Origin of the sequence: Psychrobacillus lasiicapitis, assembly GCF_006861795.1 — a bacterium.
In the GTDB taxonomy this organism is placed as follows: domain Bacteria; phylum Bacillota; class Bacilli; order Bacillales_A; family Planococcaceae; genus Psychrobacillus; species Psychrobacillus lasiicapitis.
This window is the reverse complement of the sequence record NZ_VDGH01000002.1, coordinates 318,142-342,621: the sequence shown is the minus strand read 5'-3', so window position 1 is coordinate 342,621 and position 24,480 is coordinate 318,142. Positions and strand designations below refer to the sequence as shown.

Genomic DNA, 24,480 nt, shown 5'->3' with positions numbered 1-24,480 from the left:
GATATAATTATGGCTTTTGATGGTTTATTTACTATAGCAATGACAACAGAACTGCAGCAATTAGTGACAGGACGTATTTCTAAAATACATCAACCTAATGCGCAAGAAATTTTAATGCACATCCGAGCACAAGGACAAAACTTTAAATTATTGTTTTCTGTACACCCTTCTTATTCTCGTGTACAAATTACAAATGAAACAATCGATAACCCAGCACAACCACCGCTATTTTGCATGGTATTACGCAAGCATTTAGAAGGTGGTATCATTCAGTCTGTTAAACAGCATGAAACAGACCGAATTATCATTATCAAAATTCAAAGTAAAAATGAAATCGGAGACGACATTACACGAGAAATTCATATGGAAGTAATGGGTCGTCACAGTAACCTACTATTAATAGATCCAACGCGCAATCTGATCTTGGAAAGTATTAAGCATCTATCTCCTTCCATGAATAGTTACCGAACGATTTTACCTGGGCAACCTTACATTGCACCACCTGCCCAAAATAAGCACCATCCTTTAGAATATTCAGAGGCACTACTGAATGTTATTCAATCAGCCAATGAATCAAAAGAAATTGTAGAGCAAATTTCTGGATTCTCTCCCCTGCATGCAAAAGAATTACTACATCGATTCCAAAACGGTGCGAACCGTGTCGAAATTTATAAGGAATATATGAAAGAATTTGAGCAAGGTGGAGCAGCAATACAAATTGTCGAATCTGGCGGAAAAACGTATTATTCACCAAACGAATTAACTCATCTAGATGGCGACAAATTTCGCGAAAAAACACTAGGAGATTTACTGGACCGAGTATATTTCGCAAAAGCGGAGCGCGACCGTGTAAAACAACAAGCTGGAGATTTAGAAAGATGGCTTCAAAACGAATTAAATAAATTGAAGCTGAAAATGAAAAAACTCCAAAAAGATTTTGAACAAGCCGAAAAACTAGATACATTCCAATTGTACGGAGAGCTACTAATGGCAAATGCATACGCATTGGAAAAAGGGTTAAAAGAAGTAGAGCTCGTCAACTACTACGATGAAGATCAAAAAACAGTCATCATTCCATTGGATACACGAAAAACACCAACCCAAAATGCCCAAAGTTATTACAATCGCTACACAAAAGCAAAAACAGCCTTACAAAAAATCGAACAGCAATTTGAAATAACAAAAGACGATATCGCCTATTTCGAATTACTACTACAACAAGTGATGCAAGCATCTCCAACCGACATCGAAGAAATTCGAGAAGAACTAATGGAACAAGGCTTACTAAAAGCAAGAGCATCCAAAAAGAAGAAAAAACTACTGAAGCCAACACCAGAAAAATTCATCGCCTCAGATGGCACCGAAATTTCTGTTGGTAAAAACAATAAACAAAATGATTTCGTGACATTCAAGCTAGCCAAGAAATCAGATACATGGCTCCACACTAAGGATATCCCAGGATCCCATGTCGTTATACATTCCGATGATCCTTCGGAAGTAGCTTTGCTTGAAGCAGCGAATCTTGCCGCTTATTTTAGTAAAGCTCGGGATTCCGCTTCTGTACCAGTCGATTATACAGTGATCAAACAAGTGAAGAAGCCTAGTGGGGCTAAACCGGGGTTTGTAATTTATTTTGAGCAGACTACTTTGTTTGTTACGCCGGATGAAGAGAAGATTCGGCAGATGAAGAAATGAGAAAAGGTTATCAGAGCGGCTTTGTTAGTCGCTTTGATAACCTTTTTGTTTTATTTTTCAACTATGATCGCAAGAACATTCTTTAAAGATATAACAGATACTTTAGTAGAAATACAAATCAAATAGGTCGCTCATGCGAATGAGCCTGTTTTTCCATGTATGATTATTAAAAGTTCCTTAAGCTCATTTATGAACAAGTTCCTAAATTTTTTTTAAAGATGTCACATCTATTTACCCTTTGTCGTCTTGAGTAATGAAATAACTTTTAGGAGGTTATCTTATGACTCAAAAATGGGATATTGTTATAGTTGGTGGTGGATTAGCAGGTTATGTTGCAGTTAATTATTTAACTAAAGCAAATTTATCTATATTACTAGTAGAAAAAGGAAAAAGTATTGGCGGCAGGGCTAGAACAAACAAGGTCAACCAACAGTATTTGAATCTAGGCCCGCATGCTCTTTATAAAAAAGGAAAAGCAAAGTCTATTCTCAATGAATTAGGTATTAGTCTTAGTGGAAAATCACCCAAATTAGGCGGTATATTAATTGAAAACGATAACGAATATGCTGCCCCTCTTTCTCTTTTGGAACTATTTACAACAAGCCTTTTGAATGGGAAAGAACGTATGGAGTGGATTGCGGTTTTGTTAAAAATAATGAGTATAAATCCTGAAAATTTGGCAGAGCAAACATTCCAACAATGGGTTATGCAAGTAGGCAATTCTGAAAAAGTTAAATCATTACTATATGTACTTGGCAGACTTGCAACATATTGTCATGCACCTGAAATGGCGAGCGCCAAAATAGTAGTATCGAATATAAAAAGTGCTATGGGAGGCGTTCTTTATCTAGATGGTGGCTGGCAAACTATTATTGACCAACTTCACAATAAAGCAATCATCTCGGGTGTTCAGGTTCAATCACATACTTTTGTTAAACAGATTGATCCCGTTCAACAGGATCAATTTAAATTAATTCTGTCTAATAACAAAGAAATTTACGCGAAGTATGTAATTTGTACAACTGGCCCTCATGAACTTAATGAAATGTTAAACAAAAAGGTTAATCTTTATCAAAATAGCTTTTTTAACCAGATAACAGCTGTAAGAGGGGCAACGTTAGATTTGGCTTTAACACAGCTTCCTAACCCAAGGCGATTATTCGCCATGGGCATCACAGATCCCCTATACTATTCGGTACATTCAAATTATGCCCGCCTTTCTGATGACACAGAGAGTACAGTTCTTCATGTATTTAAATATCATCACCCAGATGATCACATTGATAGAACAAGTATTAAAAACGAGCTTGAACAATTCTTAGATAGACTACAGCCAGGTTGGCAGCAATATGTGATTACAAAACGATTTATTCCTAACATTACGGTGAACCAGCGCTTACCCCTAATAGGAGATGAGCAAAAGCTACAGCGTTCTAAAACAGAAATTCCGGGATTATATATAGCAGGAGACTGGGCTTCCCCCAACTCCATTTTGGCAGATGGAGCAGTCAGCAGTGGTAAACAAGCAGCTGAAGAAATCATTTTAAACGAGAAGGAGAAAAATAGTGAAAGTTACGAAAGAAGATTACCATCTTTTTAAACCATTGTTATTTTCAATTGGTTATCGGATGCTAGGTTCAGTAGTAGAAGCAGAAGATATTGTCCAAGAAACTTTTCTAAGAGCTTACCAATCAAGTGAAGAAAATATAAAATTTAAGAAAGCATATCTCTGTAAAATAATGACAAACCTCTGTCTTGATGTATTAAAGTCTACACGGTACAGACGAGAACAATATGTGGGACAATGGAATCCTGAACCTTTATTACTAGAAAAATTACAGACCTTTGATCCATCTGAAACGCTTATAGAAAAAGAAGGATTAAGTATTGCCTATTTACGAATGATGGAGCATTTGGGAGCAGATGAACGAGCAATTCTCCTTTTAAGAGAGGTATTTGATTTCCCATACTCAGAGATTGCTAACATAATAGAAAAGAAAGAAGAAAACTGTAGAAAAATTTTTAGCAGGGCTAAGCAAAAGATCTCACGTGTAGAAGGCGAAAGCTTAAACTATGAGAAGAATACGCTAATAATTAATCGCTTTATAGAAGCATTTCAAAAGCAAAATATGGATGCCTTATTAGAGCTTATATCAGAAAATGTCACACTATTTTCTGATGGTGGCGGAAAAGTAACGGCTGCTATACGTCCAATCGTATCCTTCTCTAATGTTTTATCCTTATTATATGGAGTCATAAAAAAGGCGCCTGAAGACTTTTATTTTGAAATTAAAAATGTCAATTGTCAACCAGCATTAGTGATATACATGAATGGTAAGATTCAAAGTATCCTTAGTTTTTATATTAGTAATGAGAAAATAGTCGAGATGTATATAACAATGAATCCTGAAAAATTACCTATTCATTAAAAGCTATAGAGAAGCGGGGAAAAAGATCATGCTTGCAGCAGCTTTTTTATCGGGATTAGAATAAGTAAATCTAATCTACATGTCAAAGTTTCCAATTGTAAAACTTGTATTTAAGTATTCAAACAAAACTGTCCCTAAAACTCAATTAATGAGATCCTTTAGGGACATTCGCTTTTTTCCTTTTCTAGTAGTAAAACCTCATTTACCTATGATACGGTTCCCCACTACTAATATAATTCGGTTTTTCCAATTAACACTTATAATATTTAGAAGGTGTGATACGTGTGCTAACAATTAGGCTTGCCTTAATAGGTGCGCGTGGAGTGGACTTAGTGGATATAAAAAATATTGACCTAAGGATTCTCACTTTTGTAAGAAAACTTTTCATCCTTCCTATACAAAAAGCTTCCCTGTGTTAGACACAACTTAAAACAATTCAGAGCAGTATACCATTTATTCCCAACACAGGGGTATATCCCAGACACAATCAAAAAACGAGGTCCTGCCTTGATTAGCAAAAGACAGGACCTCGTATATTTATTTTAAAATGGTAGTCTTTAAAAACTCCTGTGTTCGCTCTTCTTTCGGATTACTGAAAAATTGCTCAGGATTGCCTCGTTCGACAATTTTTCCATCGTGCATATACACGATCCAATCCGCTACTTCTTTCGCAAAATCCATTTCATGGGTAACAACAACCATTGTCATTCCTTCTTCAGCCAATTCTTTCATGGTTGCTAAAACCTCTCCCACAAGCTCGGGATCGAGTGCCGATGTTGGTTCATCAAAAAGCATAATTTCTGGTTCCATCGCAAGTGCTCTAGCAATCGCCACCCGTTGCTTTTGCCCGCCTGATAGTTTGTTCGGATAGACATCTAACTTATCCTCCAAGCCTACTTTACTCAGTAATTGTTTTGCTTTTGAGATAGCCTCCTCTTTATCAACACCCTTTACCATGATTGGTGCTTCAATAATATTTTCTAAAACAGTTTTGTGTGGGAATAAGTTGAAGTGCTGAAACACCATCCCTACCTTTTCTCTAATTTTATTGAGGTTATCGGTATTTGGGTCAACTTCTTTTCCTTTAATGATAATATTGCCGTTATCCTTTTTTTCTAAAAAATTCAAACAGCGAAGGAGCGTACTTTTCCCCGAGCCGCTTGCTCCTATTAAACAGACAACATCGCTCTCGTAAACGGTCATATCGATCCCTTTTAATACATGCAAGTCTCCAAATGATTTATTCAATTGATTTATTTTAATCATTTCTTTTGTGTCCAATGAATTTCATCTCCTATCTGTCACTTACTGCTAATTTCGATTCAAATCGGTTCACTACGAACGTCAACAACGCCACTAGTACTAAATAGTAGATTGCTACAATGAGTAAATAAGTCATTTCGTCAAAATTATTGGACCCTAGTGTTGTCGCAACATTGAATAGCTCATTCATGGAGATAAATGCAGCTAACGAAGAATCTTTTAACCCAATGATAAATTGGTTGCCTAAAGGCGGTAGCGCTCGGCGGAATGCCTGCGGTAGAATAACTCTTCTTAATGTGAGTACTTTTGTCATCCCTAAAGAGCGGCCTGCCTCCATCTGACCTTTATCGACTGCCTGTATTGACCCTCGAAGGATTTCCGAAATATATGCTCCATTATGTAACGCCAAGGCTAAGGATGCGGCCCAGAAATCAGGAAGAAGGAAAATCCCGCTAATTCCGAAGTAGAGGATAAATATTTGAACAATCAGAGGTGTCCCACGGACTAAATAGACATATGCATCTGAAATGAATTCTAATACTTTTATTTTAGAAATCTTTAATAAAGCAAAGAAAAGTCCAATAACTATCCCGATTAAGATAGAAACTACAGTCAGCTCTATTGTTAGAAGCATGGCTTTTAGGAATACACTTTTTGTTTCTATGAGTGTTTGTATAAAATGAGAAAAACTTGGCAATGTAGCTACTTCCTTTCTTTCCATAGTGATGGCTTATTCCGGTTTTTTGGTAATGTCCTCACCAAAATATTTGATGCTAATCTTAGTTAGTGTCCCATTTTCCCGTAGTTTCTCCAGCGTTTCGTTTATTCGCTTCAATAGTTTTGGGTTATCCTGGGGCAGCACGATCGCTTGTTCACTACGCTCAATTAACTGCTGTCCTTTAATCTTAAACCCTTCCTTTGCAGCATTTTTACCGGTAACAAAATCTGTGATTACTGCATCATGACGTCCGGTGTTTAACGCTTGTAAAGCTGTAATATCACTGTCATATGTTTTTATATCGTCTGTATATTTAGCCGCAGTATCGGCATAAGTCGAACCTTTTGCTACAGCTACTTCTTTTCCTGCTAAATCTTCTACAGTCTTAATATCACTATCCGGTCTGGTGAAAATTTGTGGCCCCGAATAATAATAAGGGGTAGTGAAGGAAACATGTTTGCTCCGCTGTGGATTAATCGTGTGGCTAGCAACAGCCGCATCCGCACGTCCTGTTTTTACCCCTTCTACAATCCCTTTAAATTTAATTCGCTTCTGAACCGGCTTAAGACCCATTTCTTTTGCAATGGCTTCGCCAACTTCCACATCAAAGCCTGACATGGTGAGATCATCATTCATATAACTAAATGGCTTAAACTCACCAGAAGCAGCAAAAACAAATTGATCATTATGTATCAGTTTTGATCCATCGGCAAGCTCTTCCTTCTCCGCACAAGCAGATAAAAAGCAGACCGCGATCAAACTAAAAAACAATATTAACTTTTTATTTAACCACATGTTGGCTATCAATCCCTTTCACTCTTATATATTTCTACAATACTATTGCTAACTAAATAGCTAACTTATATATGGTAAATACCCAATTACTCCCGGATTAAACAAAAGAGTGTCAGGCACCTTTAATGGCGCTTGACACTCTTTGTATAACACCTATCATACACATTTGACTTATGTGAAAATGAAAGGGACCCCATGATGGGATCCCTATACATCAATTTTATTTATTTTTAGTTGTCTACATATGCGTTAACAGGCGATCCTTTTGACCAAGAAAATATGCCATCAGTTTCTTACATTGAGGAATAGAAAATCCTAAAATTGGCCCTAATCCAAACGCAATAAACACAGTTCCAATTCCAACAGGCCCCCCTAACATCCAACCAAGAAGAAAAACGAGTACTTCTATTCCATTTCTAACAAACGGAATACTCCAACCCGTTCTTTCAATGATTAAAAACATAAAGCTATCTCTAGGACCTGCTCCAAAATCAGCGGAAACATATAATCCAATTCCGTACCCAATAAAAACTACACCTATGATAAAGGCAATCGTTGCTTCCGCTAAACTATCAGTGCTAGGTAAAATTGAATTGAAAAAATCAATAAATAATCCTAATAACAACATATTCAAAAAAGCTCCTACTTTTGGCCATGCCTTATTGAACAGTGAACTGATGAGCAAAAGTAAAAATCCACTTATTATCGACCAAGTTCCAATAGTAAAGCCAAATTTAGTGAATAAACCATAATGAAAAACATCCCATGGTCCAATACCTAAATGCTTTCCTTCAATTGTTAAAGAAATCCCAAATGCTAACACCATTAATCCAAAAATAAAAAAAGACCAGCGTAGAATCCATTTCTTTTTCATAACCGCTCCTCTATCATATAAAATACTTTCTCATTAATATAACATTAAATTTGGACAGAATTTATAATCTATATTTTCCGAAATGTCCTCCAAAATCATATCTTACATTTTCTTATTAAGAGAATCGCGGAGTCTTATTCGTTTTATCAATGGAGAAGCTGACGAAGGTAAAAAGAGGAGCATTTTTACTACTGACCCATTACTTCCAACTTCCCATGAATTTCTGTTAGAATTAATATCTACTGGTAATAATAAAATATAGAAAAAATAGGATGATGCATATGATAGGAATGGGTTATCGGACAATTAAAACGGCAATAGGAGCAGGGTTAGCAATTTGGCTTACGAGTTTATTCGACTTGGAGTTTGGATCATTTGCCGCCATAATCGTTATCATGGGTATTGAGAAGACAAAGAGAAAGACATTACATTCTATCCAGAAAAAGTTTTTCGCATCTTTGTTATCGTTAATTCTTGGTTCCATATTTTTTGAAGTATTAGGATATCACCCCATTGTCTTAACTCTATTTATCCTATTGTTTGTCCCAATTCTTATGAAGGTACGTATTCAGGAAGGTTTAGTTACAAGCATAGTTATCATTTTACATATTTATACAGTAAGGGAAGCCAACCTAGAGAACTTATTGAATGAACTCTATATAATTTTCATCGGTATAGGAATCGCCGTACTTGTAAACAGTATTATGCCAAGCTTTAAGAAAGAAATTGAAAAATATAAAACGGAAATCGAAAATAGATTCAGCGTTATTTTGTACCAATTCTCTATTCTTTTAAAAGATAATGATCAAAAGTGGGACAGAAAAGAGTTAGTCGAAGTAGAAAATATTCTTAATCAAGCTAAAAATATTACTATTCAAGATGTAGAAAATCATCTGTTAAGAAAAGAAAACAAAGATTATTACTATCTCGAAATGCGAGAGGATCAACTGGAAATCCTAAAACAGATGGTCGACACCCTAAGCATAGTTTCTTCATCAGAATTAGATGTCAAACAAAAAGGAATGCTTGCGAATATCTTTCAGTACATCAGTGAACATGTGGATTCAGGAGATACCACCATTGCATTAGAGCTATTAGAGGAATACGAAGAATCAATTCGTGAAACAGAATTACCGAAGACAAGGGAAGAATTTGAAATCAGAGCAAATCTATTTTATTTAAATTTCGAGATAAAGAATTACTTAATTATTAAACAGGATATATATAATAGAAGTAAACTTTAGATCCAGAGGCTAGTCATCATCTTAACAATGTCGTTATTTTAGAAGTAGATACCGAAGAAGAGGCAGTTGAACTGATGAATTAATGACCTTGCTGTAAAAGAAGGAATAATGTAAGCACAACCATTTCTATACCGAGTTGCTTAATATAAACAAATATAAAAATCCTATTCAAGAAAAATGATTGAATAGGATTTTTATATTCAACTCTTTACAAGAGCTCTACCACCGGCGATACCAGGATGGGTCATTTCAAATGGATCTAATATTATATCTAATTGTTCTGCTGTTAAAACGCCGGATTGTAAACAAAGTTCACGTACAGAAGCACCTGTAGCAATGGCTTCTTTTGCAATTTGAGCTGCAAGTTCGTATCCGATATGTGGATTTACTGCAGTGATAATTCCTACACTTTTTTCAACGTATTCTCTTAATCGTTCTTTATTTGCCGTAATGCCTACTAAACATTTTTCAGTAAATGTTGTAAATACATTATTCATGATCGAAATAGATTGGATTAAATTATAAAATAAAACCGGTTCCATGACATTTAGTTCAAATTGACCAGCTTCAGAAGCTGCCGAAATAGTTAAATCATTCCCCATAACTTGGAAAGCTACTTGGTTCACGACTTCCGCCATTACCGGATTTACTTTTCCAGGCATGATCGATGATCCTGGTTGACGAGCAGGTAATTGGATTTCAAATAAACCATCACGTGGTCCAGAAGCCATTAAGCGCAAGTCATTTGCGATTTTTGACATATTAATCATACAAACTTTTAAATTTGCCGATACTTCCGTATAACAATCTGTATTTTGAGTAGCATCCACTAAATGTTCGGCGCATTTTAATGGTAAGCCACTTAATTCACTAAGATTTCGTACGACTAATTCGATATATAAGGGGTCCGCATTTAATCCTGTTCCAACGGCAGTTGCACCCATATTGATGTCATATAAGTGTTGTCTGGAAAGTGAAATACGATCAACGTCACGTGAAATAACTCGACTATATGATTCAAATTCTTGACTCAGTAAGATTGGCACGGCATCTTGAAGATGAGTACGCCCCATTTTAATAATACCTTCAAATTCTTGCGCTTTGGAAACAAATGCTTTTTGCATTGTCTTAGTAGCTTCGAGTAATTGATCCATTAAGCACAACACTGCAATATGTGTTGCCGTTGGAAAGGCATCATTTGTAGATTGAGACATATTAATATGACTATTTGGGCTAATGAGTGTATAATTCCCTTTTTCTTCTCCCATTAACTCAAGCGCACGATTTGCTATGACTTCGTTTGCATTCATATTAATAGATGTACCTGCGCCACCTTGAATAGGATCGACTATAAATTGGCCATTCCATTTTCCAGCAATGACTTCATCACACGCTTGAATAATCGATTGTCCAATTTCCTTCTCCAACATACCAACTTCCATATTTGCTAATGCTGCAGCTTTTTTCACAATACCTAAAGATTTTATAAGTTCTGGGTGAATTCGATATCCCGTAATCGGAAAGTTTTCTACTGCTCTCATAGTTTGAACGCCATAATAAGCATCTTTCGGAATCTCTTTTTCCCCTAAAAAATCTTTTTCCATACGAAACTCTGTGGTAACCATTATCATAATCTCCATTTCTAAGAAAACGTTTATTTCGGAATATTCTTCAACAGTTAATAGGTTAACACAATTAAAAAATAATACTATTATATTATTCATTAATCAGCACAAAATCCTACTGAAAAGCTAACTTGTCGGCTTTTTAGTAAGATGTTCTTTTCACATTTATTTCTCTTTTCTCACAACCAACATAAAAATCACCAACGCAAAACCACTACAACAAACAATAATAATACCCATCGGCCAAGCCGTTTGATCACCTGCTATTCCAACGAGCGGAGAAACAGTCGCTCCACCGATGAAAGGAAGTAAACCAAGGAATGCCGAAGCACTACCTGCCGATTTACCTTGTCTTTGCATCCCTAATGAAAACGCGGAAGTTGAAACCATCCCCACACTGGATACGACTAAGAATAATGCAAGAGACATGAAGAACAAAGGCAATTTATAAATAATCACTACCAAAAGCAAAAGACTGCCTATAAATGATAAAAGGACGCCACTGAAAAGTAATCTCACTTCCCCAATGGTACTTGATAGTCTTCCTGTTACTTGCGCTGCGATAATAATTCCAATTCCGTTCAATGCAAACAACATAGAAAATTGTTGCGGAGTTACATTGTAGATGTTTTGCAAGACAAACGGAGATCCCGCGATATACGCAAACATACTCGCCATAATAAGTGCTTGTGTACATGCAATCCCCATAAAGAGACGATCCTTCAATAAAATTCGAAATGTCTTAACAACCGCCAACATACTACCTTCCGACCTTTTTTCTCTAGGTAATGTCTCCGGTAGAAAAAGGAGTACACCTAAAAACATAACCAGCCCAATAATTCCCAAAATAATAAACACAGCATTCCATGAGGTAAAGTTTAAAACCACCCCACCCGCGATTGGTGCTAGAATTGGTGCAGCTCCATTTACAAGTGCAAGCAATGCGATAAATTTCGTTAAATCTTTACCCGAATACAAATCGCGAGCTGACGCACGGGCGATGACGATTCCTGCCGCCCCCGTTACACCTTGCACAAAACGCAAAACAATAAATACCCAAATATGTGTACTAAGGGCACATAATACGGAGGCAATAACGTAAACAATTAGTGTATATACAAGCGGTCTGCGTCTTCCCCGAATATCACTTAACGGTCCAAATATGAGCTGACCAACTGCAAGTCCTAACAAGCAAGCGGTAATGCTTAACTGTGCCAGAGATGTAGTCGTTTCTAAGTCAACAGCAACAATCGGTAGCGCCGGCAGATACATATCCATCGATAAAGGCCCGAATGCAGTGAGTGAACCTAATAGGAGCACAAGCCAAACCTTGGATATGGAATTTGTAGCTTCCTTGTCATTTTCTAATCTATTCATAAAATAATATAATTCCTTTCAATAATAACTTAATTTTCAATTGAGATACTCAAAATTCAACTTTTGGAGTTTCATTCCTAAGTTGTACCCTCGGTATTACTAGCAGAAAAAATCGTCCCTGTATTTAAAATTATTCTACACTATTATAAGGTTTATTAATACTTGTCTATTTAAGATGATTCGGATTCCTTTCCAATAAAGTTCTTCCACAGAGGGCTCATTCCTAGTTGATAATATTCTACACCTTGACTATCTTCTAAAATACGCTCAGCCTTTCTCCTATTTTTTAATGCCAGCTTAGCAAATCATAACTGCGATTGATCTACAAATAAGTACGATACATGGCCTCTCCACGAAACTCTGCTTGCTTTTCAACTGCTTCGAGCAACAACATCTTGGACAATGTCTTCTGAAATTTTACACATAAGTATAAGAAAGTCTTAACAACTCCTTGCCACGCTCATATATAAATTTGGTAAACGGAACAACGCGAATTTCTGTTTCAAAATAACTGTGTTTTTTAATTACTGCTACACTTCGCAACTAAATCATAGTATCTTTAACCCTTTTCGATTTCATTTAAAATAACAAAAACGAATGATGTTGAATAAGTCCATCTCTCCTGAGCACATTAAGTTTTAGGAGGTGACGATACCATGGCAAAGAAAAACAAACCAAATTTTAAAAAGAAAGAACCTAATTCAAGAAAAGATACACGTGAAGAATTTGCAGAAGAACATAATTTAAATCAAGCGAAACGAAACGACAAACAACCAAATAATCAACAGAATCGATAATTCAAGTATGCAAAAAACACGAAGGCTATATTTTGCCTCCGTGTTTTTACTAAACATTTTAATTACTATTATTAATAATTAATATTGGGACATAATCGTCAGATTCACCGCCATAGAATTCGATGAAATTAGCGCTGAATCCTGCTGTAGTATCCGCCTTTAAACGGAATTGTGTAGGCCCGTTCAAGTTAATCTTAGACAAACTGTTTACTGGTATATCAATCTCCATATATTCACCTTCAACAGGTGAGAAACTATTGATAGTAGATTGGGTAGCTAGATTGGCGTAATCTGTTTGTTCGATAGTAGAATTACTTCCGAATACCCCAGTTTTAATGTCTAGGTGGAGCAGTGAAATTGTTCCTTGTTTTGCCTTAGTGTATAGACGAATTTTTGCAGATTCTATAGGTTCTGTTATTGAACTTGTATCGAAGGATAAGATGCCTCTATACGTATCTGTATTATACATTCCTTTATCCCCAACTTTAATTGTCGCATTACTCTTTCCATCTGCAGTATATTTTCCTACAAACCCATCTTCACTTCCAATGGACGGTATTATTGTTTCACCGGTAGGATCACCGTCTGTTTTGATAATATAGGTTTCTGTTTTGACCGATTCGACGTTGCCATCGTTATCTATACTAAAGAATTTTAACGTTGTATTTTCCGTTAGTGTAAGCGGTTGGGAATAGTTTGTTGAGTGAATGGTTGGTTCAGATCCATCGGTTGTATAATAGGTAGTTCCTGTTTTATTCGATTTAAGCTCCACACTAACAGAATCTTTGTAACTTCCACCAGCCGGAGTTGCAGTGGTTACTGGTATATCTCCAGGAGGTTCTACTTCAGATTGAAAAAATTCCCACATCATACGACTTGCATCTGGCCCTTGTGGATCTGTATAGCTTCCTTGTGAATTTCCTCCAGACCAAGCATGTCCCATATTTAAGATGTTTACTTTTTTCATCCAAACCTGATTATCTTGTGCCTTATAATCATATACCGTATAACTTTTTCCTGATGGTACTTGTAAATTCTGCGTGCTATCCGCTTGATCATCTAGCCATCCTTCTGTTCCAGTCGCCGCCAAGCTATTTGTAACAGCCCATTGGGAAATGACTTGATCACCATTTACTTTATTCACAGTGTAGTCTGAAGTTCCATGAAAAACGATTATCTTTAATGGTTTAGCTCTACTAGCCATGGCCTTATAGGCATCTCTACCTCTTTGAATCGGATTTGCCCCACCACTAGACATTGCAGTAAAAGCTTCCGTCATACTAGTTGCCGCTTTATATTCTAAGCCTGCGCCAACTCCTATACCTGAAAAAACATCTGGATATGTCGCGCCCATAATAACACTCATTGCCGCACCAGCCGATAGACCTGCCACGTACACCTGATCATCCTTTATTGAATAATCCGTTTTAATAGATTGCACCATACCAGCAATCACGCTTGGTTCTCCACTTCCACGAGATTGATGACCTGTTTCAAACCAATTCCAACATTTATTCGCGTTAGAGCTAGCACTTTGTTCTGGATATAGCACTAGAAAACCTTTTTCTTCTGAAAGCGCATTCATTTTTGTCCCTGTTGAAAACTGAGTAGCATCTTGTGTACAGCCATGTAGCATAACGTATAGCGGATAGTTTTTACTAGAGTCATAGTGACTCGGCACATATAGCTTGTAGTTCTTCCCACCATAGGATCCAGAGATGAAACTTCCCGAGGCATTTGTAATAGAAGGCAAACCAACCATAGAACCTATCAACACTAGGCAGAAAACAATTAACCAAATACGTTTGTGTCGTAACAATTAAACAACCCCTTCTCATTTTGGTTAAACAATAGTAAACGATTGGAGTTACAAATTAGTTACAAACTATATTTAACCAAGAGATACTGTGCGGTAACAAGTTGAATGAAGTGTGTACTATAATCTAACCAATAAACGGTAGAGTGCGACAAACGACCGCTGAACAAGACAATTTCGATATAGCAGATATTCTTTTAGAAAAAGCTTGAATTCTGGCTACTATTTACTATGCAGTATCTCCTTGTATTATTATCCAGTAAATGGTTAAGGGCAATCAATCAGTCATGGAAAGCAACTAATTCTTAAAATAGCAAGTTTACTTGGATTGAGATGCCGATAACTAACACACAGTATTCCTATACTGATCGACAAGCCATAGAACCTATTATTTCTTGAGCCCCCCAAAAAATAACTCATCTTTTCTCAGATGGGTTACTACTATTTACAAGCATGCTTTTTCTAATAATGAGTAGTCCATGATAATTTCTTGTTTCTTGCTTGTTGCTCTTTCATTGGATGATGAACAAGAAAGCATACCCCTAAATCCCTACAATTCCTCCGCCATAACTTTCACGATTTCATCAATCACTGTGGATGCCCCCGATTTATTTTGTACTAATACACTAAAAATGTAGGATTGCCCGCTACTTGCTTCTAAGTAACCGCTTAGTGTACTAACACCAGTTAATGAGCCCGTTTTTGCAAATACTTTTCCTGCCGTGAGCGGATCTTTTAATCGAGTTCTTAAAGTACCTCCTACCATTCGGTCTGCATTTGCAGCTACCGGTAGGCTATTCAAATAGGTAGTAAACCAATCTTCGTCTTGTACTTTAAATAACAATTCACTGACTAAAAAACTCGAAACACTATTTTCATGAGACATGCCAGAGCCATCTTTAAAATGCCAGTCTGCCATATTTAAGTTAATGGAGTTACCATATTCTTCTAAAACCTTTAATCCACCCTTTGTACTACCATGTTGATTTTTTACTTTCCCCATTGTTTTGACTAAAATATCCGCAATACCGTTATTACTTAGTTTCATATACGGGATTAACAATTGCTCCAGTGGCATTGATTGCTTCATTGCTACTAGTTGAGCACTCTTTGGTGTTGCAGCTTGAAATACTTTATCTTTTGTAAATTCGATTCCAGCTTCTGTTAAAACTGCTTGGAACATAGTCATTGTATGCGTGGTTGGATGCTGAACAGTCACCCATTCTTTTTTCGTTTTGTCGATTGGAAGATTCCCACTAATAACAATTTTGTTGGTTTGATATAATCTTTCAATTGTTATTGTGTTGGTTTCTCCAGCTTCCACTGTTTGTGCTTCATTTACTATTTGTAGATCACCAATTTGAGGTGTTACTTTAATGGACGGTGATTCTGCAACTGCTGAACCAATAGCTTCTACGATAATAGTTCCAGAATCGTAGTCTGTGTTTGGAGAAGTAGTTAACGCTGAAATAGGAGCAGCGTAATAATAAGATTCGTCTCCAACCCAAATACCAGGCGTTAATAAATCGTTATCAAACCATTTGTCATCCCCAACAATTCGTCCATCAATTTTTTGAATTCCCTTTGCTTTCAACTCTTCTGCGAATCGTTGTAGATCCTCGATAGATAGAGTTGGATCACCTTGTCCTTTTAAATAGACATCCCCTTTTAAAACCCCATTCGATAGTTTCCCGGTAGTATAGAGGCTTGTATTAAATCGATAATCCTTGCCAAGTACATTTAAAGCTGCTGCTGTAGTTAATAGCTTCATATTAGATGCTGGTTTTATGGTTGTTTGACCATTATAGTCATAAATCATTTCTCCCGAATGTCGGTCTCTTACTGTAATACTTACATCTGCTCCAGCTAATTTTTCTGCTACAATCCTAGTAATAGAATTGCTTAATGTTACTTTTACTGCTTCCTCAGCTTGAGCTACATGTTGAAAACTGAACATGCTTATTACCAACATCCACGCCATTACCATCACTGACCATTTTTTCCTCACAAATCTTCCTCCCTTTATTTGAATATTCAGTTATACCAAAGCATAAATTCACCATAAATAGTTTTTTTCCTTTATTGTTATTAAAAACAGGCTTATCGATGGAGATTAGCAGCATTAGTATAAATCTATAGTTCTATCTCATTCCCTTTAAAAATACTCATATAACTAAAACACCTTGAGAGGCTTTAGCCACTCAAGGTACATTGTATCTTCTTGTAAAAATATTTATGCTCAGCTTACTTTTCAGATGATATTTTTCATAAAACGGCTTATAATTTTTAACTGCACTTTGACCAAATTTTGTGCTGTATGATATAAAATCCATAGTTTCTTTCTCATCAAGGTATGTTTCAAGTCTAAAAGTTAAAATAAACCTTGAACGTTCTAATCGCTCAAGGTTTTAACGTATACTATTTATAGATAACATTCGTTCTAAAATTATTATTTTATCTAATTAGTGCATATATAATTGGATATATTATTCTTTAACTAAAATTACCTAAGTACTCCTTAACTTGATTACTCGGTATCACTTTTCTTTCTTCTGGAAAATTGAAGAATTCCAATATTGGCTCCATAATTTCTACTAATGCATCAATCTCATATATACTGACTTCTTTCGTAAAAACAAATTGCTCTTTTTTTTCAAAACCATTACTTTCATAATCTTTGTAATCACTACTAAACAAAGTAATTTTTCCATCATCAATTACTAGTTCTCCTATTGAAAAGGCTTCATATTCCTTTCCTTTATATATTATCCTATGTCTTAACTCAAATAAAAAATCGATTTCATCTAATGTTACTTCTTTTATAAAGATATCATGATGAACATTTCCACCTAAATCAATTAATTCTTTAAAACCATTTTCCTGTTCTTTACTCTTTAATCTATACTTATCATTACGAATATTTACTGAATAAATTTTATTATTATGTTTAGCATATTTCCCCATAGTAACACCACCTAATTGATTTCTACCCACGTATTTGTATCACCATCAAAAATAAATTTCAATACTGGCTCCCCTACTTTACTATCCCTAATATAAAACATATCGCCTTCAACAAATTTCCTTGCTTCTTGATAATATTCTGGTAAAACGATTTCTTTGCTGCCTGTAAATCCTCTCCCAGTATATGGATATGAATCAGGTTGAGGATCCCACCTAGGTATTGATAATTGATTAGGTTCACTTATTTTGTATTCAATTGTTCCATAAAATCTATCGGGGCTTCCAATTGATTGTGATATACCATCAACACCATTTGTTATTTTAAATGCTGTATTATTATAATCCAAACGAGCCCCTTCAAAATTACTCTCTAAGGATTTTAGTTTTTCCGAATGTTCCTTTACTGCAGTGAATCCTCTAACACCATTATATTTTTCATTATAAAAATAATTATATATATCTCTTTGAGGTATAACCTTTGCCATCATAGTATCTTTTGACGGAATACCTATCTGTTCTCTTATCAAATTTACTTTCCTAGCTTCCTCATCGAGTAGTAGCCTATCTGGATGCAATAATTTTAAAAATTCGTCAGTAGTATATCCATTCTTTTTTAAAACAACTTGTATCGATTCACTAGTTTTAATTGCTCCATTTTTTGAAACAGTGGTACCTGTCCTCTTAACGATTTCGATTGTACCATTAGTAGCAACTTTCTCTGCTACTTCGTTGACCCCATTTCCAACTCTAGTACTTACTCCAATTTCCGTTTCCTTCGGAATTCCTATAATAGGTTTTGTCGGAGATGTTATCAATTTTCCAGCCCCAAAAATACTTGTGACTAAGCCGAAGCTATTTTGCCAATGTTCTTTTGAAAAAGAATCTTCTGGAAGAACGGCTTCTTTAACCATACCGCTGAAACCGAAAGTAGCATAGTTAGCAAAATTAGTTTTCGAATCGAACATTTTGTCTGCTCTGTCTTTGGCTCCTGACCAAATTCCATCTGAAGCCCCAAGCGTCATATAATTTACAAAATCATAAGGCGAATCTAATGATTTATCAGCCCGTGTTTGTAGTCCATTCCAAAAATCTTTTCCCATTTCTTTAAAGCTATTCATCGATTTCATGAATGGATTTACATCTTCTTGCTGATTGTCATTTGTTTCAGGTACTGGACATGAAAGGGCGATCATATCAGAACCGACAAAAGGACTTTGTTTGCTAATGGTACCTCCAAAGCCAAAAGTAATTGGTTTCGCATAATTCAACAATGTTTGGTAAATCGACTGAAGCTTTTCCCAGGTGAGCCCATGTGAAAGTTTTAGTAGATTAGCTTGCCGTGCATCAAGTTCTACCTTTAATCTGCTTTGGGAAGTTAAAGCTGCCCAGTCATTTTGTTGGAAATTGACATCCGTCAATCCTCCTATTAACAGTCCTTCTATATCCGATAGCCATTGGTCCATCGCATGTATATCCATTTCAATCAGGTTCAGTGCAGTCGTCTGTTTCGCATCAAATTCGTAAAGCAGTGTAATCGTATCATCACGTTTCTTTTTCGAATGAATGACCCCTTCTTGCACGCCACTATCATCAAGATGCGGCAATCCAATAATGTCACTTACTTCGTCAATCACACTGTTTGTCTCATCCGTCAAACTATTTGTCAGCCGACCGATGAACGTAAGCCCCTGTTCCAATTCACCTTCCAGAAATTGTTCTTGTATGTAACCTGCTGTATCAGGTTCGAGTGAAAAAAGGGCTGCTTCCATTTGGTGAAGCACTTGTTTAAATTGCATGGAAAACAATTGAAAAAATTGAAGGAATGGCAAGTGACACTCTTCATAAAAAGAGCGAATCGCGTTTCCTCCTTCCCCTTTCAGCATTTCATCCATTTGAACAAGCCCTTCGACCGAACGAAGAATAACTTCTGTTTCGTTTCTTAACCTTTCTAGCATTGCTATATTTCGCTGTAGTCCATCTTGAAATAAATCGACATCTAAAACTTTCATATGTAATACCTCAACGAAGGTCTAGAAATTATAACTTTATTAAGTTCTCTATTATATAATAATACTCTAAAAGTGAACATTCTTCTCCTCCTCAAGTAAACTATCCATAGTTATAATATTCCATTTTTACATATGAAGGTAAAGAGAGAAATAATAATATTCATAAAAATGAACCCTAAGCAACGATTTTATACAATTATTTTATAACTCTTATCCTACTACATCATGACAATAGTGGTTATTTAGATAGGAGTGAGCATTTATTCAACTAGTATGTATCTATATGTTTTTTGGGAAAAGGTGAGCATTTATACACTCACCTTTCATTTACCGACCTAATCTCTTTTTTTAGGTTTATTTTTATTCAATTCTTTGGTCACTTTGTTTTTAGATATCTCCACAAATTCTTCCCCAAATTCCTCGTCAGGATTATTCGTAGGATTTTTATATAGCTCGAAACTATTATGTGTTCGGACATTCATGGTTTTATTATTATTTTTACTCATTGATTATCACCTCCTAGAGTCTAATTTGCTCTACAGTGAGGGTTTTATTCTTACTAAACCAAACAAATCGGTATAGAATGGAGCTTTTGTGGAGACGAAAAAAACAGAACTACATTAATAATACCTTTCTATCATACATATACTTTTATATTTAAGTCTTCAAAGATGAGGAGGAAAGTACATGGAAGTTCATGTAAGACGTGGTGATTCCCTCTATTACTACAGCCAATTATTTATGATTCCGTTGCAATTAATTATTCACTCGAATCGCAGTGTTAATACTCAAACACTGGCGGTTGGTCAACTCATTCAAATACCCGGATTTGTAACAGTCAATTATCAAATTACACCAGGTGACTCTCTTTGGAGACTAGCGGGCAGTCGTAATCTTCCTTTAGATGCAATTCTAATTCTAAATCCCAATTTGAATCCAAACTTTTTGCAAATCGGGCAGACGATTCAGCTTCCACTAAGAGTGGACTGGCGAATTGTTAGTGGGAAACAAGATTATGATTACAATACCATGATATTTGATATTAGACGTTTACAGGCCATCTATCCATTTTTGCGAGTTTCATCCATAGGTAATACGGTTTTAGGAAAGGATATCCCGGAAATAGAAATTGGAAATGGAGAAAAACGAGTGCATTACAATGCCTCCTTTCATGCTAACGAATGGATTACAACTCCTATCCTGTTAACCTTTTTAAATGATTATTTATTGTCCTTAACGAATCAACGTTCAATCCGTGGACTGGCTACTTCTCCCTTGTATATTCAAACAACTCTTTCCATTGTTCCGATGGTAAACCCGGATGGTGTGGACTTGGTATTAAACGGTCCTCCTACTGAAGAACCATCTAGAAGCAATGTAATTGAATGGAATAATGACAGCTTAGACTTTTCAGGATGGAAAGCAAATATTCGCGGAGTAGATTTGAATGATCAATTCCCCGCCGAGTGGGAACGTGAACGGGCCCGAAATCCTAAAACACCCGGTCCAAGAGATTATGGTGGTGAAAGTCCCTTATCCGAACCGGAAGCGATTGCGATGGCGGATTTAACAAGAAATAAAGATTTTGCTAGAGTACTAGCTTTTCATACACAAGGAAGAGTTATTTATTGGGGATTTGAAAATCTCGAACCACCGGAGACCGAAGCGATGGTCACAGAATTTAGTAGAGTGAGCGGATACGAACCCGTTCAAACAATTGAAAGCTACGCTGGTTATAAAGACTGGTTTATACAAGACTGGAGAAGACCCGGTTTTACGGTGGAACTCGGATTAGGAACAAATCCACTACCACTTACCCAGTTTGATGAAATTTATGAAGAGGCGTTGGGGATATTCTTGGCTGGGTTATATTTATAAATATTTATAAAAAAACAGCTGCTTTCGGGATTCTCCAATTCCTTTAGCGGCTGTTAGTTTTTGCGTTTATTATTTGATTTTGACATCCGTTACCGTGAGCAAAAGCTAGTTGAACATTAACTTATTGCAAGACAAATACCCTCAAGTGCATAACACTGAGGGTAGTAATTTTGCATGCTCTTTCTCTAGCTTCCATCGTTAATTGTCTCATCGACAATATACTAACTTCTAATCTTCCTGAGAATACTACTAGGCACTTTGAACTTAAATACTTTCTTTATATTATCTAATGTTATTGCTTTTCGTAATGCTGTATAACTTTTCCCAAATAGCTCGCTATTTTTTACAATATCAACAATCAATGTCTCTATTAAAGCAATACTCCCTACAATTATAAGGATAATAAATAAAATCATATCGTAAATACCATCAAATGAATTTGGTTTATAAGAAATAAAATGGAGTTTGCTATAATAAAAAATTACACCTGAAGCAAAAGAAAAGACTGGAATATATTTCATTAAGCTATGGGCTACTTTTTTTCCTAAATAAAAAGTAACGCCCGCTATAAACACCATTATGATTAAACAAATAATAATGCCAATCTTAAAGCTCATTTCTTCACCTCTTTCATTATAACAGTATATTCATATTCCCTATTTAATATACAAATAAGACCCAATTCAGAATCGTTACTGAATTGGGTCTTGCAGGGATATTTAAAATGCTGGAATTGCTGTTTCTTCATAATTTTCTTCTAAAAATTTGCGTACTTCTGGACTTGTCATCGCTTCGGCTAATTTTTGAATCGGCTCCCAGTCCTTGTTGTCTTCTCGTGCAATTAAAGTAATCGCAAAATCATTTTCTGTTCCTTCTGTAAGGAGGGCATCACTTTTAGGCGTTAATCCTAGTGGTGCAGCATAGGCAGGTGTCATAACTACCGCATCTGCATCATCGTACATTCTCGCTAACATTAACAAGTCTACCTCTTCAAACTTCAAGTTTTTAGGGTTGTCCTTAATATCCGCTAACGTATAATATGTATCTGTTTTTTCTTTTAACATAATGACATCATGCTGCGCTAACAAAGTCAAAGAGCGATCAATATTCGAAATGTCATTGGCGATTGCTACAACAGCACCTTCTGGCAATTCATCCATTGAATCATATTCCTTCGCATATACGCCGTAATTTGCAAAATAAATTGGTACAATTGGAACTAGTTCCGCATTATTGTTTGCATTGAATTGCTCCATATACGGGACATGTTGGAAGAAGTTCGCATCCACTTCTTTTGCTGCAAGTGCACTATTAGGCTGCACATTATCACCTAAAACAACCATTTCCAGATTAATCCCTTCTTCAGCAAGTTTTGGTTTCACTAGCTCAAGAATTTCTGTCATCGGTGGTATTAAGGAAGCCACCTTCAGTGTCACTTCTTCGGTCTTCTTATTTTGCGGATTTTCATTTTTCGCTACTTTATCTTCTTTACCACAACCAGCCAAAATAAGTAGTAGCATGGCGATTAAAACGAGTAGTTTTTTCATAACTATTTTCCTCCATTTATCTTTTATCTATTTTTCTTGATACAGTAGTTCCTATAAACTGAATGAGCTGCACAAGTATGACCATAATAATGATCATATACATCATTAAGTCTGTTTTAAATTGTTGATAGCCATACCGTATAGCAAAGTCTCCTATACCGCCTCCTCCTACTACGCCCATTATAGTCGAATAGGAAATAAAACTAATGATAGAAGTTGTCAAACCTAGAACAAGACCGGACCGAGCCTCTACATAAAGGAATTTATAAATTATTTCCTTTACAGATGCACCCATGGAAATCGCTGCTTCCAATACCCCTTTTGGTACGTCCAGTAAAGATTGCTCGACCAATCGAGAATAATGCGCAATTGCTATTATAGCTAGTGGAATGGTAGCAGCCGCTGTGCCAATCGCAGTTCCAATGATGAATCTTGTAAATGGGATTAAAAAAACAACTAATAATAGGAAAGGAAAAGAACGTATTATATTTACCAATAAATTCAAGGAGGAGAAAATCACTTTATTCTCCAGTATTTGTCCCTTCCTACAAAGGAAAAGTAATGTTCCAACTGGGAGTCCCAATATAACCGCAGCTAGAATAGAAACACCAACCATTACAAAAGTTTCTCCAATAGACGACCAAATTTCTGCTTCATATTGAACTAATATTTCAGGCATGGTCCACACCTCCATCCTTTGTCAATTGTTCCACAAAGTACTTTGGACTATCATCTGTACCCAGCATCCTTTTTGGTTCGATTGATATTGTGTCATATATTGCTCCATCCGCCATTACCGTTGCGCGATTACATATACTTTTTATCACGTCCATCTCATGACTAACGATTACAATTGTCACACCAAAACGTTGGTTCACTTTTTCTAATACATCCAATATTTCACCGGTTGTATGGGGATCAAGTGAAGAGGTTGGTTCATCACATAGCAAAACCTGCGGGTTATTCGCTAGTGCCCTAGCAATTGCGACACGCTGCTTTTGGCCACCGCTTAATTGTGCAGGATATTTAGAAATAAAATTTTCTAAACCAACAAATTGAAGACATTCCACCACGCGATTTCGAAGATCTTCTTTCGGAAACCTTGCCAACTCTAAAGACACCGCTACATTTTCAAAAACTGTTTTATTCGCGACTAGATTAAAATGTTGAAAGATCATCCCAATCGATTTGCGAGCTTCCCTTAGATGTTTGCTAGTCAAATTAGTAAGTACTTGACCATTTACTACCACTTCCCCTTCATCGGGATTTTCCAGCAAATTCATGATACGCAGTAAGGTGGACTTTCCTGCTCCACTTGCTCCGATAATTCCATAGATTTCTCCTTCTTCAATCTCTAGAGTTACGGAGTTAATAGCCCGAAAATGTGCGTATTTTTTCGTTACATTATGTAATTTAATCATAAAAAAAACACCTTTCTATTATTTGAAG

21 protein-coding genes are annotated in these 24,480 nt (G+C 36.1%); 6 read left to right on the top strand and 15 right to left on the bottom strand.

Annotated elements, in window-relative coordinates; genetic code table 11:
- Window positions 1–9 precede the first annotated feature (9 nt).
- From FG382_RS04555 to FG382_RS04545, 3 genes are all read left to right on the top strand, one after another.
- Window positions 10–1,695, top strand: a complete 1,686-nt coding sequence (locus FG382_RS04555) for an Rqc2 family fibronectin-binding protein (RefSeq protein WP_142537710.1) — start codon at window positions 10–12, stop codon at window positions 1,693–1,695.
- A 280-nt stretch (window positions 1,696–1,975) separates the two neighbouring features.
- Complete coding sequence (locus tag FG382_RS04550; protein WP_142537709.1) at window positions 1,976–3,295, top strand: phytoene desaturase family protein; 1,320 nt, start codon at window positions 1,976–1,978, stop codon at window positions 3,293–3,295.
- Entirely contained in the window at window positions 3,261–4,124 is an 864-nt protein-coding gene (locus FG382_RS04545) for an RNA polymerase sigma-70 factor (protein WP_142537708.1), read from the top strand. Before FG382_RS04550 ends, FG382_RS04545 begins: the two co-directional genes overlap by 35 nt.
- A gap of 537 nt (window positions 4,125–4,661) precedes the next feature.
- On the opposite strand, the gene FG382_RS04540 is transcribed toward FG382_RS04545, so the two are convergent.
- The 4 genes from FG382_RS04540 to FG382_RS04525 form a co-directional block, all read right to left on the bottom strand.
- Window positions 4,662–5,390: an amino acid ABC transporter ATP-binding protein gene (locus FG382_RS04540; protein ID WP_170206454.1), complete on the bottom strand. Its 729-nt coding sequence runs from the start codon at window positions 5,388–5,390 to the stop codon at window positions 4,662–4,664.
- A 28-nt stretch (window positions 5,391–5,418) separates the two neighbouring features.
- Entirely contained in the window at window positions 5,419–6,084 is a 666-nt protein-coding gene (locus tag FG382_RS04535) for an amino acid ABC transporter permease (protein WP_142537706.1), read from the bottom strand.
- A gap of 33 nt (window positions 6,085–6,117) precedes the next feature.
- A complete protein-coding gene (locus tag FG382_RS04530; RefSeq protein WP_142537824.1) occupies window positions 6,118–6,900 on the bottom strand; it encodes a transporter substrate-binding domain-containing protein in 783 nt (260 codons plus the stop codon).
- Window positions 6,901–7,138: 238 nt separating this feature from the next.
- On the bottom strand, window positions 7,139–7,774 hold the full coding sequence (locus FG382_RS04525; protein WP_142537705.1) for a YczE/YyaS/YitT family protein: 636 nt from the start codon (window positions 7,772–7,774) through the stop codon (window positions 7,139–7,141).
- 281 nt (window positions 7,775–8,055) lie between these two features.
- Between FG382_RS04525 and FG382_RS04520 the strand changes: the two genes are divergently transcribed.
- Window positions 8,056–9,018, top strand: coding sequence for an aromatic acid exporter family protein (locus tag FG382_RS04520; RefSeq protein ID WP_170206451.1), 963 nt, complete (start codon window positions 8,056–8,058; stop codon window positions 9,016–9,018).
- Window positions 9,019–9,218: 200 nt separating this feature from the next.
- Here the strand turns inward: FG382_RS04520 and aspA are convergent, their stop codons facing one another.
- Window positions 9,219–10,649 (bottom strand): aspartate ammonia-lyase, encoded by a 1,431-nt coding sequence (aspA, locus tag FG382_RS04515; RefSeq protein ID WP_373287554.1) that lies wholly within the window; start codon window positions 10,647–10,649, stop codon window positions 9,219–9,221.
- A gap of 159 nt (window positions 10,650–10,808) precedes the next feature.
- Window positions 10,809–12,020, bottom strand: coding sequence for a multidrug effflux MFS transporter (locus tag FG382_RS04510; protein WP_142537702.1), 1,212 nt, complete (start codon window positions 12,018–12,020; stop codon window positions 10,809–10,811).
- Window positions 12,021–12,676: 656 nt separating this feature from the next.
- Between FG382_RS04510 and FG382_RS22540 the strand changes: the two genes are divergently transcribed.
- A complete protein-coding gene (locus tag FG382_RS22540) occupies window positions 12,677–12,817 on the top strand; it encodes a hypothetical protein (protein WP_170206450.1) in 141 nt (46 codons plus the stop codon).
- 58 nt (window positions 12,818–12,875) lie between these two features.
- Here the strand turns inward: FG382_RS22540 and FG382_RS04505 are convergent, their stop codons facing one another.
- The 5 genes from FG382_RS04505 to FG382_RS22535 form a co-directional block, all read right to left on the bottom strand.
- Window positions 12,876–14,636 (bottom strand): extracellular catalytic domain type 1 short-chain-length polyhydroxyalkanoate depolymerase, encoded by a 1,761-nt coding sequence (locus tag FG382_RS04505; protein ID WP_229677261.1) that lies wholly within the window; start codon window positions 14,634–14,636, stop codon window positions 12,876–12,878.
- A 547-nt stretch (window positions 14,637–15,183) separates the two neighbouring features.
- The gene (dacB, locus tag FG382_RS04500) at window positions 15,184–16,641 is read right to left on the bottom strand and encodes a D-alanyl-D-alanine carboxypeptidase/D-alanyl-D-alanine endopeptidase (RefSeq protein WP_142537701.1); all 1,458 of its coding nucleotides are present in this window, start codon (window positions 16,639–16,641) and stop codon (window positions 15,184–15,186) included.
- 485 nt (window positions 16,642–17,126) lie between these two features.
- Window positions 17,127–17,627 (bottom strand): hypothetical protein, encoded by a 501-nt coding sequence (locus FG382_RS04495; RefSeq protein ID WP_142537700.1) that lies wholly within the window; start codon window positions 17,625–17,627, stop codon window positions 17,127–17,129.
- The gene (locus FG382_RS04490) at window positions 17,609–19,606 is read right to left on the bottom strand and encodes a ribonuclease YeeF family protein (protein ID WP_142537699.1); all 1,998 of its coding nucleotides are present in this window, start codon (window positions 19,604–19,606) and stop codon (window positions 17,609–17,611) included. Before FG382_RS04490 ends, FG382_RS04495 begins: the two co-directional genes overlap by 19 nt.
- Before the next feature lie 335 nt (window positions 19,607–19,941).
- Window positions 19,942–20,112, bottom strand: a complete 171-nt coding sequence (locus FG382_RS22535) for a hypothetical protein (RefSeq protein ID WP_170206449.1) — start codon at window positions 20,110–20,112, stop codon at window positions 19,942–19,944.
- Between the two features lie 181 nt (window positions 20,113–20,293).
- Here FG382_RS22535 and FG382_RS04485 point away from each other — a divergent pair, with 181 nt between their 5' ends.
- Window positions 20,294–21,484: a M14 family metallopeptidase gene (locus tag FG382_RS04485; RefSeq protein ID WP_142537698.1), complete on the top strand. Its 1,191-nt coding sequence runs from the start codon at window positions 20,294–20,296 to the stop codon at window positions 21,482–21,484.
- A 221-nt stretch (window positions 21,485–21,705) separates the two neighbouring features.
- Here FG382_RS04485 and FG382_RS04480 read toward each other — a convergent pair whose 3' ends face one another.
- From FG382_RS04480 to FG382_RS04465, 4 genes are all read right to left on the bottom strand, one after another.
- A complete protein-coding gene (locus FG382_RS04480) occupies window positions 21,706–22,101 on the bottom strand; it encodes a hypothetical protein (RefSeq protein ID WP_142537697.1) in 396 nt (131 codons plus the stop codon).
- Between the two features lie 102 nt (window positions 22,102–22,203).
- Window positions 22,204–23,031, bottom strand: coding sequence for a MetQ/NlpA family ABC transporter substrate-binding protein (locus tag FG382_RS04475; protein ID WP_142537696.1), 828 nt, complete (start codon window positions 23,029–23,031; stop codon window positions 22,204–22,206).
- A gap of 16 nt (window positions 23,032–23,047) precedes the next feature.
- Window positions 23,048–23,710 (bottom strand): methionine ABC transporter permease, encoded by a 663-nt coding sequence (locus FG382_RS04470; RefSeq protein ID WP_142537695.1) that lies wholly within the window; start codon window positions 23,708–23,710, stop codon window positions 23,048–23,050.
- Window positions 23,703–24,452, bottom strand: coding sequence for a methionine ABC transporter ATP-binding protein (locus tag FG382_RS04465; protein WP_142537694.1), 750 nt, complete (start codon window positions 24,450–24,452; stop codon window positions 23,703–23,705). Before FG382_RS04465 ends, FG382_RS04470 begins: the two co-directional genes overlap by 8 nt.
- Between the last annotated feature and the right edge of the window lie 28 nt (window positions 24,453–24,480).

What these genes read in the sequence shown, in the direction of transcription:
- FG382_RS04555 (WP_142537710.1), top strand. Translation starts at nt 10, where the DNA reads ATGGCTTTTGATGGTTTATTTACTATAGCAATGACAACAGAACTGCAG.
- FG382_RS04550 (WP_142537709.1), top strand. Translation starts at nt 1,976, where the DNA reads ATGACTCAAAAATGGGATATTGTTATAGTTGGTGGTGGATTAGCAGGT.
- FG382_RS04540 (WP_170206454.1), bottom strand. Translation starts at nt 5,390, where the DNA reads ATGATTAAAATAAATCAATTGAATAAATCATTTGGAGACTTGCATGTA.
- FG382_RS04530 (WP_142537824.1), bottom strand. Translation starts at nt 6,900, where the DNA reads ATGTGGTTAAATAAAAAGTTAATATTGTTTTTTAGTTTGATCGCGGTC.
- FG382_RS04525 (WP_142537705.1), bottom strand. Translation starts at nt 7,774, where the DNA reads ATGAAAAAGAAATGGATTCTACGCTGGTCTTTTTTTATTTTTGGATTA.
- FG382_RS04520 (WP_170206451.1), top strand. Translation starts at nt 8,056, where the DNA reads ATGATAGGAATGGGTTATCGGACAATTAAAACGGCAATAGGAGCAGGG.
- aspA (WP_373287554.1), bottom strand. Translation starts at nt 10,649, where the DNA reads ATGATAATGGTTACCACAGAGTTTCGTATGGAAAAAGATTTTTTAGGG.
- FG382_RS04510 (WP_142537702.1), bottom strand. Translation starts at nt 12,020, where the DNA reads ATGAATAGATTAGAAAATGACAAGGAAGCTACAAATTCCATATCCAAG.
- FG382_RS22540 (WP_170206450.1), top strand. Translation starts at nt 12,677, where the DNA reads ATGGCAAAGAAAAACAAACCAAATTTTAAAAAGAAAGAACCTAATTCA.
- FG382_RS04490 (WP_142537699.1), bottom strand. Translation starts at nt 19,606, where the DNA reads ATGAAAGTTTTAGATGTCGATTTATTTCAAGATGGACTACAGCGAAAT.
- FG382_RS22535 (WP_170206449.1), bottom strand. Translation starts at nt 20,112, where the DNA reads ATGAGTAAAAATAATAATAAAACCATGAATGTCCGAACACATAATAGT.
- FG382_RS04485 (WP_142537698.1), top strand. Translation starts at nt 20,294, where the DNA reads ATGGAAGTTCATGTAAGACGTGGTGATTCCCTCTATTACTACAGCCAA.
- FG382_RS04480 (WP_142537697.1), bottom strand. Translation starts at nt 22,101, where the DNA reads ATGAGCTTTAAGATTGGCATTATTATTTGTTTAATCATAATGGTGTTT.
- FG382_RS04475 (WP_142537696.1), bottom strand. Translation starts at nt 23,031, where the DNA reads ATGAAAAAACTACTCGTTTTAATCGCCATGCTACTACTTATTTTGGCT.
- FG382_RS04470 (WP_142537695.1), bottom strand. Translation starts at nt 23,710, where the DNA reads ATGCCTGAAATATTAGTTCAATATGAAGCAGAAATTTGGTCGTCTATT.
- FG382_RS04465 (WP_142537694.1), bottom strand. Translation starts at nt 24,452, where the DNA reads ATGATTAAATTACATAATGTAACGAAAAAATACGCACATTTTCGGGCT.